The sequence below is a fragment of the Pasteurella oralis genome (assembly GCF_002850605.1).
Taxonomy (GTDB): domain Bacteria; phylum Pseudomonadota; class Gammaproteobacteria; order Enterobacterales; family Pasteurellaceae; genus Pasteurella; species Pasteurella oralis.
In genome coordinates this window covers 465,725-481,974 of sequence record NZ_NXGB01000001.1, presented here as the reverse complement: position 1 = coordinate 481,974, position 16,250 = coordinate 465,725, and the positions used below count along the sequence as shown (strand labels likewise).

Below are 16,250 nucleotides of genomic sequence, written 5' to 3'. Positions count from 1 at the left end.
TGAAGAATATCCTGCTTATTATACCGCGAATTTAGTAAGAATATCCCTTTCTTTCTTCAATCAAAGTTAAATAGGATTAAAAAGCAAAACAGCTGAATAAGCAATACAATTATGTAACACAACATTAACATTTTTGCTATTTTTTGATCTCTGTCGCACTTTTAGAAAATAACATTTTATTTACAATTTTTTTTTAACAATAATAAAGACACTTGACTTTTTAAGCGTTATAGTTAATGGAAATGCAATAAAACACAACTAATATAAAGGAAGGATGACTTATGTCTGAACTAACTGCAAAACTGACCCTTAGCGATGGACGTGAATACGACCTACCAGTACATAAAGGCTCTCTTGGCTATGACGCGGTAGATGTACAATCTTTAGTCAAGAATAAATTATTCACCTTCGACCCTGGATTTATGTCAACCGCATGTTGCCGCTCTGAAATTACTTATATTGATGGTGATAATGGCATTTTATTACATCGAGGTTATCCTATCGCCGAGCTTGCCAAAAATGCAGATTATCTTGAAGTTGCACATTTATTATTATTTGGAGAACGTCCTAGCGCTGAAGAATATAAAAATTTTACTCAACTTGTTCGCCGCCATACTCTAGTACATGAACAAATCTCGCGCTTCTTCCACGGTTTCCGTCGCGATTCTCACCCAATGGCAATCATGTGTGGGGTAAGTGGTGCACTTGCGGCATTCTACCACGATTCTCTTGATATTAATGATATTGCACACCGTGAACTTACTGCGATTCGTTTACTAGCTAAAATGCCAACGCTTGCTGCGATGTGTTATAAATATTCGATTGGTCAACCATTCATGTTCCCACAGAATCACCTTTCTTATTCTGGTAACTTTTTATATATGATGTTTGCAACACCTTGTGAGCCTTATATCGTTAATCCAGTATTAGAACGTGCAATGGATCGTATCTTTATTTTACATGCCGATCATGAACAAAATGCCTCAACATCTACTGTGCGTACAGCCGCTTCCTCTGGCGCTAACCCATTTGCTTGTATCGCAGCTGGAATTGCGTCGTTATGGGGACCTGCTCATGGTGGTGCCAATGAAGCTTGTATCAATATGCTGGAAGAAATCGGTACAGTTGAGCGCATTCCACAATTTATTGCACGTGCAAAAGATAAGAATGATCCATTCCGTTTAATGGGCTTTGGACACCGCGTATATAAAAACTACGACCCTCGAGCCAAAGTAATGCGCCAGACTTGCCATGAAGTATTGAAAGAACTTAATATCCAAAACCCATTATTTGACGTTGCAATGGAGCTTGAACGTATTGCATTAAGTGATCCTTATTTTATTGATCACAAACTCTATCCAAACGTCGATTTCTATTCAGGTATCATCTTAAAAGCAATTGGTATACCGACTTCTATGTTTACAGTTATATTTGCGCTTGCAAGAACTGTCGGTTGGATCGCACATTGGAAAGAAATGTTCAAACCGGGTAATATGAAAATTGTACGTCCTCGCCAGCTTTATATGGGTGAAACTGAACGCACATTCGATGCGATGGAGAAAAATCAGTTATAAAATTTGTCAAAAACAGACCGCACTTTAGTTCAAATAAGTGCAAAAGGCAGCTTAAAGCGCTGCCTTTTATCTTTATGCTAATTTTGCTAACGAGCTACAGGTTAACAAATTCAAGTCCTATCTTAACTATGCGATTTTAGGCTGACCACATCACAGTGCACCATCGTCTCAGTCTTCACTTTTCCTTCTATCCAAATTTTTTATTTAAAGTAGCAACAAAAATTATCCGTGTGTGACACATAGAAACAAAAATACCCCATACTACTGGGATATTTTTATCAAATCTGACTTAACGCACAAATGGGTTACTTTGCTTCTCCTGACCAATAGTCGTATAAGGCCCATGTCCTGCTACAATAATCATATCATCACCTAAAGGATATAATTTTTCACGAATCACTTTTAATAAAGTTTGATGATCTCCGCCAGGAAAATCCGTACGACCAATACTTTGCTTAAATAATACATCTCCTGTAAAACTAATGCGTTTTTGATGTTCTATAAAACCAATATGTCCAGGCGTATGACCTGGTAAATGCAAGACTTCAAATTTTATCTCACCGATCTCAATAATTTCCCCTTCTTGATTTAACCAACGATCAGGCTCAAACGCGGCAATTTCAAATAAACCAAATTTTTGTGATTGCTGAGGCAATTGGGCGAACCAATAATCATCTAATGAATTAGGACCAATTATATCGACTTGAAAATGTTGCTTAATTTTAGGCGCGGCGCCAACATGATCAAGATGCCCATGTGTTAATAAAATTGTCTTTAAATTTAATTCAAGCTCCTCAATACGTTTAATTAATTTATCTGCTTCACTACCAGGATCAATAATTGCCGCATTCTTATGCTCATCCCAAATTAAAGAACAATTTTGTTGAAAAGCTGTTACTGGAATAATTTCAATATTCATTGCATCTCTCTACTGCTAAATAAGAAAACCGCACTCAAAGTGCGGTTCGTTTTTTTAAAAAAATTGACTCTCGTTTTACTCTCTAGCTAGCTTTACTCTATTAGACACCGCGCCAAGTTCTTACTGGACCAGTATCAATATGAATAAAATTACTGCGAGGATAATAACCTACACCACCATTATTCAACTTTTCTGCCGCTTGTCGAAGCTTAGCTAATGGTACGCCATCAATGCGAAAATCAATAGCCTGTCCACGTGTATGATAACTATTGCTTGCTACTCCACGACTTTTACGGCGCATTGCGGCATTACTGGCTGGCGAACGATAACCACAAATAATTTGAATTTCACTATTACGTAAACCCAAACTTGTTTGTAAACGATAGAATTTTAAAAATAGTTTTGGATCCATTCTATGCATATGATTATTACGTTTATCACGCATTAAATAATCCAATTTTTTTAAAGCAACTGATGAGAATCCTTTACTCGGTAAAAATTCAGAACTGAATTTATCCCCTGTATTAATATTTCTAAAACGTAAAATACGTGGTTTTGGGGTTGAAACAGCAGCTAACAAGCTATTAGGTAATAAAGCAGCACCTAATACAATTCCACCTAAGGATAACCATTTGCGACGACTATGGTTAATACTATTCATTCTGTTAATGTCTCTATGTTATTTGATGTTTGTTTTGACCAACGTAATTAATATTAGTTCTCAAACTAAGAAAACGTATTAATTTTACCTATTTCCCTTCAAAATGGAAGGGAAAATTAGCTTAATTTTTAACAAAAATGACATTAATTTACGTATTTTCTAATAATATCCCAATTAATATAACTTAAATTTGGCGTCACATCATAACCATAAATATCTGGTAACGTATAGGTCTTACCGCTATTTACCCAAGTTGTGACATAATATAAAAATACTGGATTATTTGAGGTCACATTCGCTGAAGTTGTTTTACGGCTTTGTAACGTGCTCCGTTTTCTTTCTTCAGACCAACCTGCTTCTTTCAATAAAATTGTGGCTAATTCATCAGCTTTCTCAACACGCACACAACCTGAACTTAAAGCACGATCTTTCTTCGCAAATAAACCTCGACTTGGCGTATCATGTAAAAAAATGGCATCAGAACTTGGCATATTAAATTTAAAATTACCTAATGCACTATCGCCTGGTGCTTGACGTAAGCGATATGGAAATTTTTTCGCCGTCATGTTTTCCCAATCAATAGTATAAGGGTCGATAGTCTTACCTTTACTATCAATAATAGTATAACCATTACGATAAATATAACTTGGATCTTTACGTACCTTTGGAATAATATCTTCATTAATTAAACGTGTTGGTGTATTCCAAGGTGGATTAACAACTACATTGCTCAACTTACTGTATAACACAGGCGTTTTACGCGCTTTTTTGCCAACAATAACTTTAGAGCTTAAAACGAGTTTACCATCACGGTAATAATCTAATTCATAGCTAGGAATATTAACGAATAAGCCATCTTCAAATACAGGGAGTACTCGTAAACGCTGAGCATTAATTGCCAATTTATATAGCTTTGCCAAAGCCTCTTTATCTATATTTGGCGTATTAATTAATTCAGGCAATGCTGCTAATGTTTGTTTATATAAATTATTTTCAGTCGCCAGCGTATTTAAAAACGCTGGCATATTTCCTGTTTGAATTGCACTTAACCAACTTGAGATTTGAGCCTCTGTTGGTAAGCCAGACTTATAATTATTTGCGGAATAAAGCCATTTTTGGGCAGATTTAACGATGTTATGGCTATAATACATGTAATCTAAAAATGTGTCTGTCAACAACGCATCACGCTCAAAGCTCGCTTCTGGCATTGCGTCTATTTTGGCTAAAATAGCTGCAGAATTTTTAGAAATACCACTCACGACTAACATTGCATATTCACGCAAAAACTGTTTTTCTACTGCATTATCATGCCAAAGAGGCTGAAAATTATTCTCTGCATAAATTTTGGCAACAGTTGGTTTAAATTGTAATTCTATCTCACCTAACTTTGCATTCAGTTGTTCTTCCGCTAGCGCTTGTTTCTCTGCGGCAATACGTTCTTCTTCAAGTTTCTTTTCAGCCGCAAGTTGATCTTCAATCGCTTTTGCTTCTAATTCAAGTTGTTGATTAGTTAAAATATCCGCGTCTTGCACTAACTCTGTACTAACATCCACTGAATCTCGATTCTCTGGATTAGCAAGTACATTCGTCGCATACAACGAGGAAAACAAAAATGCGAATTGTACAAACTTAAATGATTTGATGTTTAACATGACATAGTTCCTTAAAATAATTAGAAAACGACCGCACTTCTAGCTATAAAGTGCGGTCAAAATAAACCTAATTTAATTTTACTTGAGCTAATCTAGCTTTTTCTATTTCTAATTTCAGTAAATCTGCTGCTATTTTTTCTGCCTCTTTGAGATAAAAATCAGGTGCCTCATAATCTTTTGGCAGGCTATCTAAATCTTTTAATGGTTTTTTGCCCTCTCGTTTGAAGCGCGCATTTAACTCTTTTAACCGTCTTGCATCATCTTTATCATTTTCAACTTTACGTGTTTGATAATTCAAAGACAAATATTTACGCTCACTACGTTCATCTCGAATTTTGAGTTCTTCATTTAATGCGATAAATTCTGGATCCTTGGCAATACGCTCAAGATGATTTTTATTCAAGAAAGGAACTGCATCTCTTGCTTGTGCAACTTCCACATAATTCGCCGCAGGAATTTTATCCCATGGCAATGCATTATCTTCTTTTTCTTCTCCATACTCTTTGGCATCAATTGCGGCAGGGAAATCAATATCAGCAGCCACCCCCTTCAATTGCGTACTTCCACCATCAATTCGGTAAAATTTTTGGATAGTATATTGAATCAAGCCTAATGGTTCCTGATTTGCATCAAAAGCAAAATTCAATGAGCGGCTCTGTTGTACTGTTCCTTTACCAAAAGTATTTTGCCCAATCACAATACCACGATTATAATCTTGCACTGCTGCAGCAAAAATCTCCGATGCAGATGCACTAAAACGGTTAATCATGACAAATAATGGTCCAGAATAAACTTGTTCACTATCAGGATCCTCATGAATACGGATACGTTGGAATGCATCACGTACTTGCACAATTGGCCCATCACTAATAAATAATCCGCTCAATGCCACTGCTTCGGTCAAAGCACCGCCACCATTGTCACGTAAATCAATAATCAATGCCTTTGCTTTCTTGATTTTCATTTCCGCAAGCAATTTACGCACATCTTGCGTCAAACCAATATAGAAACTTGGGATTTTAATCGAAGCAACAGTTTGATCATCTACTTTACTTATCGTCAATTTGGCAGCTTGATCTTCAATTCTTACTTTATCACGAGTTAAAGTAATCACTTTAGACTTACCACCTTTTGCTGGCTCAATTTCTAAACGTACTTTTGTGCCTTTTTTACCTTTAATTTTGTCAACAATATCTTCTAAACGCCAACCAACCACATCTTCAATCTCTCCTGTTGCCTGACCAACGCCAATAATACGATCGCCAGCTTTTAATTTTTTACTCCGTTCTGCTGGTGCGCCAGGGACTAAAGATTTAATAGTGGTACCATCATCTTCTGTTTGTTGTAATGTGGCGCCAATGCCTTCTAAAGAAAGATTCATACTTTCATTAAAGCTTTTGGCTGTACGTGGTGCTAAATAACTTGTATGTGGATCAATTTCTCGCGCAAACGCATTTAAATAAACTTGAAGAATATCATCAGCTTTAGTTTGAGTTAAACGACGAATTGCTAAATCATAACGCTTAGTTAGAGTTTTCCTAATATCTAACCACTTTTTCCCTTTTAACTTCTGATTAATCACATCATTTTTAACACGCTGTTGCCATAATTTATCAAGCTCTGCCACATCTTTTGCCCAATCCGCTTTTTCACGATCAATTTCAATTTGATCATCTCCCGATAAATTTGGTTCTTTGTCTAATAAGGAAAGTGCATATTTGTAGCGTTCATAACGTTTTTTCATCATTAAATCATACATTTCAAATGCAATTGCAAGATTACCTTCATTTAATGACTCATCAAACTTAGTAGCAAATTTTTCTCTCATTTTCTCAACATCAGATTGCAAAAAAATATTTCGGCTGAAATCTAATGATTTTAAATAACGCTCGAAAATCTTCTGTGAAAATGCATCATCAAGTTGAAATTTACGATAATGACTTTGCGTTAAACGCGTTGTAGCACGTTTAGTGGCTAATTGATTTTCTTCTGTAGGTTGTGGAATCACAATATCGCTTTGTTTAATTTTTGGCTGCACTGCCTGTACGACATTGAAGTTCATAAAAAAAGTGCCTAACAAAAGTGCTGTTAAGTAACCTTTAGCTCTACATAATCTCATTTATGATTCCTAAAAAAGAGAATATAACTTATAACTTAAAATACACAAATGCCATCGAGCATGATGGCATTTTCATCTTCATTTAAATTTATGCAAATAAATGTTCAGCTGAAACATTAATAACAACCCCATTATCTAATTGTACTCGAGCTGATTCTTTCACTATCTCTAATACAATAGCATTTTTAGGCCTGCCTCCGACCTTGACTTTCACTGAATCACCTTTTTGCAATGTTGAGAAATCAACCGTATTTAATTTTACTTTTGGTTTACGTACCAGTTTTGGTTTTCTCTCAGTTCTGGCTTCTTTTGTTTGCGCTAATTTTGCTTCTGTATAGCGAACAGGACGTTTTTTCTCTGGGTTAGCAGCTTTCTCTGCCGCGCGTTTTTCTGCGACTTTCGCTTTTGCTTCTGCAAGCTGAGTGGCAGCATGCGCGGCATGCTCTTGCTCTAATACACCACAAGCATTACCTTGTAAATCAATACGTTCTGCACCTAACTTACAACCATGTAAATAACGCCAATTCGATGTATAAGCACGTAATGCTTGGCGCAATTGAGTTTTACTCACACGTTCATCATCTTTCAACGCTTCGGCTAAGTCTTGGAACAACCCTATTTTCAATGGTTTTGCCTCGCCTTCCAATGAAAAACAAAGTGGAAATTTTTCCACTAAATAAGCAATGATTTCTTTATTATTTGTTAATTTTTGGAGTTCGCTCATTCTCTCTTCCTGAATATACATTTCTACTAGAAAAAACTCGACATAGTTTAGCTCACTTTCAGAAAAAATGACAATTATATAATCATATAAATACGTTAATTTACGTTTCTAAATAGAAAGTAATACTGCTTTTAGCGCAGTTATAATGGCTATTCCCAAATTTTTTTAGACAGTATAGAATATCCCTTCTTTAATGTTGATTCTAGTGCGTTAACTCATATGATAAACACCATATCTCACAAACCTACAAATGAATTAGTCTGTTGCTCTGATTGTGATGCGGTTGTTTCTTTTCCTCCATTGCAGGAGCAACAGTATGCTGAATGCCCACGTTGCCACAATGCACTGAGTTCAACAGATCGCTGGAGCTTACATCGTTGTGCCATGTTAGCTTTATCTATTTTGATTCTAATGCCTTTCGCGCTCAATTATCCTTTACTCAGTATTGATCTCTTAGGTTCGAAAATTGATGCCTCTGTTTGGGGTGGTGTATGGAAAATGGCAACTCAAGGTTATCCTTATACGGCATTTCTCGTTTTCATTTGTGCCGTTTTTATGCCTATTTCTTTTGCTTTACTAGTAATTTTATTACGGATTTCCCAACTTCTTCGCATCAAACCTCGTAATCTGTTAATTTCACTTACTTATATTAAACCTTGGGTGATGTTTGATGTTTATTTAGTCGCTCTTGCAGTAACAATGTTCAAAGTACGTGAATACGCCACGTTGCAAATCGACATTTACTTAATTGCTTTCGTCTTTACAGCACTACTGACAACATTGCTTTTTATTAAACTAAATCCCAAAGCACTTTGGAATGACTTTTATCCCAATAACCATCCATTAACCGAAATACCAACAGATAATCAACCGCACTTTTGTACTGAATGTCAATATAGCTTCGCTCAAGCGGATTATGATGATAAGCAACGAGCAATTTGTCCACGCTGCCAGTCTTACCTCCATTTATCACCAGAGATTAAATTGCAGCGTACATGGGCAACTCTAATCGCGGGCATTATTATGATTATCCCAGCGAATATTTTGCCAATGTCAGTCGTTTATTTAAATGGTGCACCAAGCGAAGATACATTAATGTCTGGTGTATTGAGTTTTATCAACATGGGGAGTTATTTAATTGCTTTTGTTGTCTTTGTAGCAAGTATTTTTGTTCCCATTAGTAAAATTATTATCATGCTGTATTTGCTGATTTGTGTACATTTTCAATTAAAACACGCCATAAAATGGCAAATGCGTTTATTACATTTTGTACACTTTGTAGGTCGCTGGTCCATGCTTGATCTCTTTGTACTAGCCTTAATGATGTCCCTAGTTGCACGTGGACAAATCATTGATTTCTCTGTAGGACCTGCGGCATTCTACTTTGGTATTGCCGTATTTTTAACTATGATATCGACTTCACAATTTGATAGTCGCTTAATTTGGAAAATCTATGACAAACAATCATCACAATGACGCTGTTGAACAAATTTATACGGAAGCAAAAGCCAATTTAAAGCAAGTCAGACGAATTTCACCTTTCTGGCTCTTGCCCTTTATTGCACTTTGTATTGGCGCAATACTTTTTTTCCAAATCATTCAAGAGCAGGGATATACTATCAAAATCACTTTTGCTAATGGTGAAGGATTAGTTGCGGGTAAAACACAAGTTCGTTATCAAGGATTACAAATTGGCGTTGTTAAAAAAGTCAGTTTTACGAATGACCTCAAACAAGTTGAGGTTATTGCTAATATCTATCCTGAAGCTAAAACCGTTTTACGTGAAAACACCAAGTTTTGGTTAGTGAAACCAAGCGCCTCACTGGCTGGAATCTCGGGCATCGATGCTTTAGTGTCAGGCAACTATATCACTTTACAACCAGGTGATGGTGACAGCGAAGATAAATTTGTGGCTGAAACAGAAGGTCCTATTGCGCAAGTTGATGATGGTGATCTATTAGTGCATTTATTAGCAGATGATCTGGGCTCAATTTCAATTGGTGCGTCTGTCTATTTTAAAAAATTACCTGTTGGTAAAATCTACGATTACCGTTTTGTTGAGGATGGTAAGAAAGTATCAATCAACTTAGTTATTGATAAAGCCTACGCTCATTTTGTCAAAAAAGACAGCCACTTCTGGAATATTAGTGGCATTGATGCACAAATTGGTTTATCTGGCATTAATATCAATGTTGATAGCTTAAATGCAATTGTACAAGGTGCTGTAGCTTTTGATTCGCCAAGTCATAGCGAACTTGCACAAAATCATGACAAATTTACACTTTACGCGAATTTCAATGCGGCTAAACGTGGAATTCCGATAACAATTACGCTACCAAATACATCAGGACTACAAACGGGACAAACCAGCGTATATTACCAAAATAAACAAATTGGCGTTTTGTCAGAGCTTAATGAAATCGAAAATAATGCTGAGCTATTAACTGGAACATTACTCGTTGATCCGTTAACAGTCGATCTTTTTACCAACAAAACCAATATTGTTTTACGTAATAAAAAACTGAGTTTAGGTGATCTTGCCAATATTCAAAATTTGTTACGTGGCGAATATTTTGAAGTGATTGCCGGTCTAGGTGAACCACAAACCAGCTTTACCGTTATTAAAGAAAATGAATTATTACTGCAACAACCTAATACACTGGTTTTAACATTAACTTCCCCAGAAACTTATGGTGTAAGTGAAGGTCAACCTATTTACTATAACAATATCACTATTGGAGAAATTATCGCCCAAACTCTTGATATTGAAGGGGTAACTTTTAAAATTGCTATTGCAGAAAAATATCGCCATTTAATTCACCAAGATACTCGCTTTATCGCCGCGTCTAATTTAGATATCAACTTAGATGTAAATGGATTACGATTTGAAGCTGCTTCACCAGAAAAATGGCTACAAGGAGGTATTCGTGTCTTGGGTGGTCAACAAAATCAGGGACAACCACTCGCTCACTACCCTTTATATAAAGATATTACTCATGCTGAATCTGGTATTACAGATGGTAAATTAACCCCAACAATTACCTTAACAACTGCGACATTACCAAGTATTAGTCAGGGTTCGTTAGTACTATACCGCCAATATGAAGTAGGGAAAATTTTAGAAATTCGCCCAAAAGCTAAAACATTTGAGGTCGATGTTTTTATTTATCCAAAACATCGAGAGTTATTAACCAGTAAAAGTATTTTCTGGGTAGAAAGTGCAGCTCAAATTGATATTACTGCAAAAGGGATTAGTATTCAGGCAACGCCTATTGCTCGCTCGCTAAAAGGTGCGGTGAGTTTTGATAATACTGGAAATGGTTCACCTAATACTCTTTATCCAAATGAATTACGTGCAAAATCAGCAGGACAGCAACTCACTTTCACAACTGATGACGCAACTAATTTAGTTAAAGGAATGAGCTTACGCTACCTCGGTTTAACTATCGGCGAAATTGATCAAATTAATTTAGACACGAAAAGTAATAAAGTTATCGCAAAAGCATTAATTAACCCACAATACATGGCATTAGTGGCAAAAGAAGGTAGCCGATTTACGCTAATTTCACCACAAATTTCAGCAGGGGGCATTGAAAATTTAGAGAGCTTATTACAACCTTATATTGATGTTGAAATGGGTTCTGGAAAAACAAAAACGCAATTCCAATTGATTCAATCTGCACCACGTAAAAATAATCAATACGCCCAAGGCTTCCCACTCGTATTGGAAACCCATGATGCACTTAATATCACAACAGGATCACCTGTATTATATCGAGGTGTAGAAGTGGGCACGATAAATCAAATTAAATTAAATGAGCTAGGTGATCGTGTCTTTGTCCATATTCTAATTGCACAAAAATATAAACATTTGGTACGCGAAAATTCAGAATTCTGGATTGCCGCAGGCTATGATTTTAGCTTTGGGTTAAGCGGTGCAGAAGTCAACACAGGCTCAGTACAGCAATTATTGAAAGGAGGCATTGCCTTCTCTACACCAACAACTACTGTCATTCAACCTGCTGCAAAAGCTAATCAACACTTTTTACTACAAATCAAACGCCCAGCTGATGCGCCACAATGGAATTCTGGCGCATTACCAAAATAAGCGTAAAATTTGTAAAAAACAGACCGCACTTGATGAACAAAGTGCGGTCTGTTTTGCCTCCAATTTCGGTGAAAAGAATGATTATTCCAAAGCCAATGCAACGATTGTTGTAATCACATTCACTGCACTTTTCATCCCTTCTAAAGTAATCAACTCATGCTTACTGTGAAAATTATAACCACCAGTAAAGATGTTTGGACATGCTAATCCTTTTTCTGCTAGCCATGCGCCATCTGTACCGCCTCGAATCGCTTTATGAATAGGTTGAATACCACATCGCAACATTGCTTTATCTGCAAGTTCAACAGCCTGCGGCACAGTTTTAACAACATCATTCATATTCTTATAACTATCTGTAATTTCGACTAATACAGGTTTTTTCAATGATTTCTTCGTATTAAACTCATCAACAAGTTGCTGAATAAATGCTTTACGTTGTAAAAATCCTTCTTGCTCAAAATCACGAATCAAATAATGTAATTCAGCTTTTTCTACATCACCAATAAAGCGACTGAGATGATAAAATCCCTGTTTGCCCTCCGTTCTTTCTGGTGTTTCCTCACTAGGAAAACCTTGTTGAAACTTACAGGCTAAACTTAACGCATTAATCATTTTATCTTTCGCAGAGCCTGTATGAATATTAATTCCTTCAATCGTAACAACTGCGCTTGCTGCATTAAAATTCTCATATTCTAATTCGCCTACTTCACCGCCATCGATGGTATATGCCCAATCACAAGAGAAATTTTCCAATGGGAAAAATTGCATACCTAATCCAATTTCTTCATCAGGCGTAAAAGCCACTCGAATATTACAATGTGGTAAATTATTATCTTTCAATACTGAAAGTGCGGTCATAATTTCTGCAATTCCAGCTTTATTATCCGCCCCTAATAACGTATTACCATCAGCAACAATCAATGTTTTCCCAACTAATTGATGTAAAAAATGATAATGTGCAGGGCTAATAAATTCTTCTCCCATTCCCAATGCAATATCGCCTCCACGATAATTTTCAATCACTTCAGCTTGCACATTTTTACCACTACATTCAGTTGCGGTATCTAAATGAGCAATTAAACCAATAGTTGGAGAGTTAGGATCAATATTAGAAGGAAGGAAGGCTGTTACAACAGCATTTTTTGATACTTCAATCTCTTTTAAACCTAAAGCGACTAACTCCTGCTGCAAGTGTTTCGCTAATTTCAATTGCCCTTGTGAACTCGGCGAAAGCTTAGCACCAACTTTAGATTGAGTATCATAAGTCGTGTAGTGCAAAAAACGCTCTAATAATCGATATTCTTGATCTTCATTCAACATAAAATTTACTCGCGACAAAATAATTGTTTAAGTCTAACGGCAAATCTTTCTCTATTCATTGATATATCACAACTTTTTCCGTTAATTTTGGCAAAAGCTATAATTTGTCTTTAGACTACAAAATGCTGTTTGAAAATCATATTGTTTCTCACTGAAGTAATTCTCTTTTTTCCTTTAATTTTTTTATAAAATCACTTTTATTTATTAAATAATCGCTATATCATTAGCATTTATTTTTTAATCGTAAGCGCCAACAGTTTCTCTGTTGGCATTTGTTTCTACTCAATACCTAAATCATCGGTACATTAGGGAGAAAACCAAAGCTAGTGGAAAGTTCAGTTCAAAACAAGCCTATTATTGAGCTTCGTTCTATTACTAAATCCTATGGTAATAAAACTATCATTGAAAACTTTAATTTAACTATCAATAATGGGGAGTTTTTAACCATTCTTGGTCCTTCTGGTTGTGGTAAAACTACGGTTTTACGATTACTTGCAGGCTTAGAAGAATTAGATTCTGGTCATATTATTCTTGACGGTGAAGATATCACAAACATTCCTGCTGAACATCGTCATGTCAATACTGTTTTTCAAAGTTATGCCCTATTTCCACATATGACAATTTTTGAAAATGTGGCATTCGGCTTACGTATGCAAAAAGTGCCTAATGCAGAAATTAAACCTCGTGTATTAGAAGCATTACGTATGGTTCAACTTGAAGAATATGCAGATAGCAAACCTGCTCAACTATCTGGGGGTCAACAACAACGTATCGCTATCGCACGTGCCGTTGTAAATAAACCAAAAGTATTGTTACTTGATGAATCGCTTTCTGCGCTGGACTATAAATTACGTAAACAAATGCAAAATGAATTAAAAGCATTGCAACGTAAATTAGGGATTACATTCATTTTTGTCACCCATGATCAAGAAGAAGCACTCACAATGTCTGATCGTATTATCGTGCTACGTAAAGGTCATATCCAGCAAGATGGTTCTCCACGTGAAATTTATGAAGAGCCTAAAAATCTCTTTGTTGCTAAATTTATTGGTGAAATCAATATTTTTAATGCCACTGTACTAGAACGTATTGATGAAAAACGTGTACGCGCTAATGTCGAAGGTCGCATTTGCGAGATTTACACCACACTTGATGTTACACCAGAACAAAAATTGAAAGTTTTACTCCGCCCAGAAGATATTCTGATCGAAGAACTCGATGAAAATCAAAGCTCCAAAGCCATTATTGGACACGTAGCTGATCGTAACTATAAAGGTATGACATTAGAATCTAATATCACATTAGATCATAATGGGATGACTGTGCTAGTTAGCGAATTCTTTAATGAAGACGATCCAAATATTGATCACTCTTTAGGTCAAAAAGTGGCATTAACATGGCACGAGGGCTGGGAGGTTGTGTTGAGCGATGAAGAATAATGCCTTTCAAAAATCAACTATTGCCGTTATCTTTGGCTGGTTGATTTTCTTTGTACTTGCGCCAAATCTATTGGTTCTTATTGTCAGTTTTTTAACTCGTGACAGTAGTCATTTTTATGCGCTGCCATTTACATTTGAAAACTACGCACGCCTATTTGAGCCACTTTATGCTCAAGTTGTATGGAATTCATTGTATATGTCAGGCTTAGCAACGCTTGTCTGCTTAATCATTGGCTATCCTTTTGCGTTCTTATTAACTAAAATCAACCCTAAATATCGCCCATTTCTACTCTTTTTAGTCGTGTTGCCTTTCTGGACTAACTCGCTAATTCGTATTTATGGTATGAAAATCTTTTTAGGTGTTAAAGGTATTCTCAATAATACACTAATGGCACTTGGTATTATTGATACTCCAATCCGTATCTTAAATACTGAAGTTGCAGTAGTTATTGGCTTAGTTTATTTACTCTTGCCATTTATGATTTTGCCACTCTATGCGGCAATCGAAAAACTAGATCATCGTTTGCTCGAGGCTGCAAAAGATTTAGGCGCAAATGCATTCCAGCGTTTTATTAAAGTGATTATTCCACTAACTATGCCAGGTATCATCGCAGGCTGCTTATTAGTATTATTACCAGCAATGGGCATGTTCTACGTTGCAGATCTATTAGGTGGAGCAAAAGTCTTATTAGTCGGTAACGTCATTAAGAGCGAATTCTTAATTTCACGTAACTGGCCATTTGGTTCTGCAATCAGTATTGGTTTAACCATTCTGATGGCATTGCTCATTTTTGTTTACTACAAAGCAAGTAAATTAATGAATAAGAAAATGGAGTTGGAATAATGAGCCGTTTACTACGCAATATTTTTATGCTTGTGGTATACGCTTATTTGTATATCCCAATCATTATCTTAGTGACAAATTCGTTTAATGATGATCGTTATGGTTTAACTTGGAAAGGCTTTAGCTGGAAATGGTATGAGCGTTTGTTTAACAATGATACGCTAATCCAAGCTGCAATCCACTCTGTCACTATTGCATTTTTTGCTGCGACAATAGCGACAATTATTGGTGGACTTACTGCAATTGCACTATATCGCTACCGTTTTCGTGGTAAACAAGCAGTAAGCGGTATGTTATTTATCGTGATGATGTCACCAGATATCGTTATGGCAGTATCACTCCTTGCTTTATTCATGATTGTTGGCATTAATTTAGGCTTTTTATCATTATTATTGGCACATATCACATTCTGTTTGCCTTATGTAGTAGTGACCATTTTTTCACGCCTTAAAGGTTTTGATGCCAAAATGCTTGAAGCGGCGAAAGATCTTGGTGCAGGTGAAATCACGATTTTACGTAAAATTATTTTCCCACTAGCATTACCAGCTATCATTTCAGGTTGGTTACTTAGCTTTACTATTTCATTAGATGATGTCGTTGTTTCATCATTTGTTAGTGGTGTAAGCTATGAAATTTTACCACTGAAAATTTTCTCACTGGTAAAAACAGGTGTTACACCTGAAGTTAACGCGTTAGCAACAATTATGATTATCTTATCATTAGGATTAGTCATTCTAAGTCAAGTTGTTGCAAAAAAAGGAAAATAAGTATTGTAAAAAATAATACTTCACAAACAACTTAATACAAAATAGAATACGCCTTGCCTTAAAACAAGGCGTTTTTTATGCCTCTTAAGTAAAGAGAATGTTTACCCTTAACAGGAGAATGAT

Annotated in this window: 12 protein-coding genes; 6 read left to right on the top strand and 6 right to left on the bottom strand. The window is 36.0% G+C overall.

Annotated features, from left to right (window positions below; translation table 11 throughout):
* The first annotated feature begins 281 nt into the window (after positions 1-281).
* Positions 282-1,574 carry a citrate synthase gene (locus C0975_RS02330; RefSeq protein WP_101774786.1) on the top strand — a complete coding sequence of 431 codons (1,293 nt, stop codon included), beginning with the start codon at positions 282-284 and terminating at the stop codon, positions 1,572-1,574.
* 289 nt (positions 1,575-1,863) lie between these two features.
* Here C0975_RS02330 and C0975_RS02325 read toward each other — a convergent pair whose 3' ends face one another.
* The 5 genes from C0975_RS02325 to proQ form a co-directional block, all read right to left on the bottom strand.
* The gene (locus C0975_RS02325) at positions 1,864-2,493 is read right to left on the bottom strand and encodes an MBL fold metallo-hydrolase (protein WP_101774785.1); all 630 of its coding nucleotides are present in this window, start codon (positions 2,491-2,493) and stop codon (positions 1,864-1,866) included.
* Between the two features lie 100 nt (positions 2,494-2,593).
* Complete coding sequence (gene mepK, locus C0975_RS02320) at positions 2,594-3,154, bottom strand: peptidoglycan L,D-endopeptidase MepK (RefSeq protein ID WP_101774784.1); 561 nt, start codon at positions 3,152-3,154, stop codon at positions 2,594-2,596.
* 143 nt (positions 3,155-3,297) lie between these two features.
* Complete coding sequence (locus C0975_RS02315) at positions 3,298-4,806, bottom strand: L,D-transpeptidase family protein (RefSeq protein WP_101774783.1); 1,509 nt, start codon at positions 4,804-4,806, stop codon at positions 3,298-3,300.
* A 67-nt stretch (positions 4,807-4,873) separates the two neighbouring features.
* Positions 4,874-6,925 carry a carboxy terminal-processing peptidase gene (prc, locus tag C0975_RS02310; protein ID WP_101774782.1) on the bottom strand — a complete coding sequence of 684 codons (2,052 nt, stop codon included), beginning with the start codon at positions 6,923-6,925 and terminating at the stop codon, positions 4,874-4,876.
* Between the two features lie 88 nt (positions 6,926-7,013).
* Positions 7,014-7,649, bottom strand: a complete 636-nt coding sequence (proQ, locus tag C0975_RS02305) for an RNA chaperone ProQ (RefSeq protein WP_101774781.1) — start codon at positions 7,647-7,649, stop codon at positions 7,014-7,016.
* A gap of 219 nt (positions 7,650-7,868) precedes the next feature.
* Between proQ and C0975_RS02300 the strand changes: the two genes are divergently transcribed.
* Positions 7,869-9,125, top strand: coding sequence for a paraquat-inducible protein A (locus tag C0975_RS02300; protein WP_101774780.1), 1,257 nt, complete (start codon positions 7,869-7,871; stop codon positions 9,123-9,125).
* Entirely contained in the window at positions 9,103-11,757 is a 2,655-nt protein-coding gene (locus tag C0975_RS02295; RefSeq protein WP_101774779.1) for a PqiB family protein, read from the top strand. The genes C0975_RS02300 and C0975_RS02295 overlap by 23 nt, the downstream gene beginning before the upstream one ends.
* A gap of 81 nt (positions 11,758-11,838) precedes the next feature.
* Here the strand turns inward: C0975_RS02295 and pepT are convergent, their stop codons facing one another.
* The gene (pepT, locus tag C0975_RS02290) at positions 11,839-13,077 is read right to left on the bottom strand and encodes a peptidase T (RefSeq protein ID WP_101774778.1); all 1,239 of its coding nucleotides are present in this window, start codon (positions 13,075-13,077) and stop codon (positions 11,839-11,841) included.
* A gap of 326 nt (positions 13,078-13,403) precedes the next feature.
* Between pepT and potA the strand changes: the two genes are divergently transcribed.
* The 3 genes from potA to potC are packed head-to-tail and all read left to right on the top strand — an operon-like array spanning position 13,404 to position 16,127.
* Positions 13,404-14,516 (top strand): spermidine/putrescine ABC transporter ATP-binding protein PotA, encoded by a 1,113-nt coding sequence (potA, locus tag C0975_RS02285; RefSeq protein ID WP_167383024.1) that lies wholly within the window; start codon positions 13,404-13,406, stop codon positions 14,514-14,516.
* Positions 14,506-15,360: a spermidine/putrescine ABC transporter permease PotB gene (gene potB, locus C0975_RS02280; RefSeq protein ID WP_101774776.1), complete on the top strand. Its 855-nt coding sequence runs from the start codon at positions 14,506-14,508 to the stop codon at positions 15,358-15,360. The genes potA and potB overlap by 11 nt, the downstream gene beginning before the upstream one ends.
* Positions 15,360-16,127 carry a spermidine/putrescine ABC transporter permease PotC gene (gene potC, locus C0975_RS02275; RefSeq protein ID WP_101774775.1) on the top strand — a complete coding sequence of 256 codons (768 nt, stop codon included), beginning with the start codon at positions 15,360-15,362 and terminating at the stop codon, positions 16,125-16,127. The genes potB and potC overlap by 1 nt, the downstream gene beginning before the upstream one ends.
* Positions 16,128-16,250: the final 123 nt, after the last annotated feature.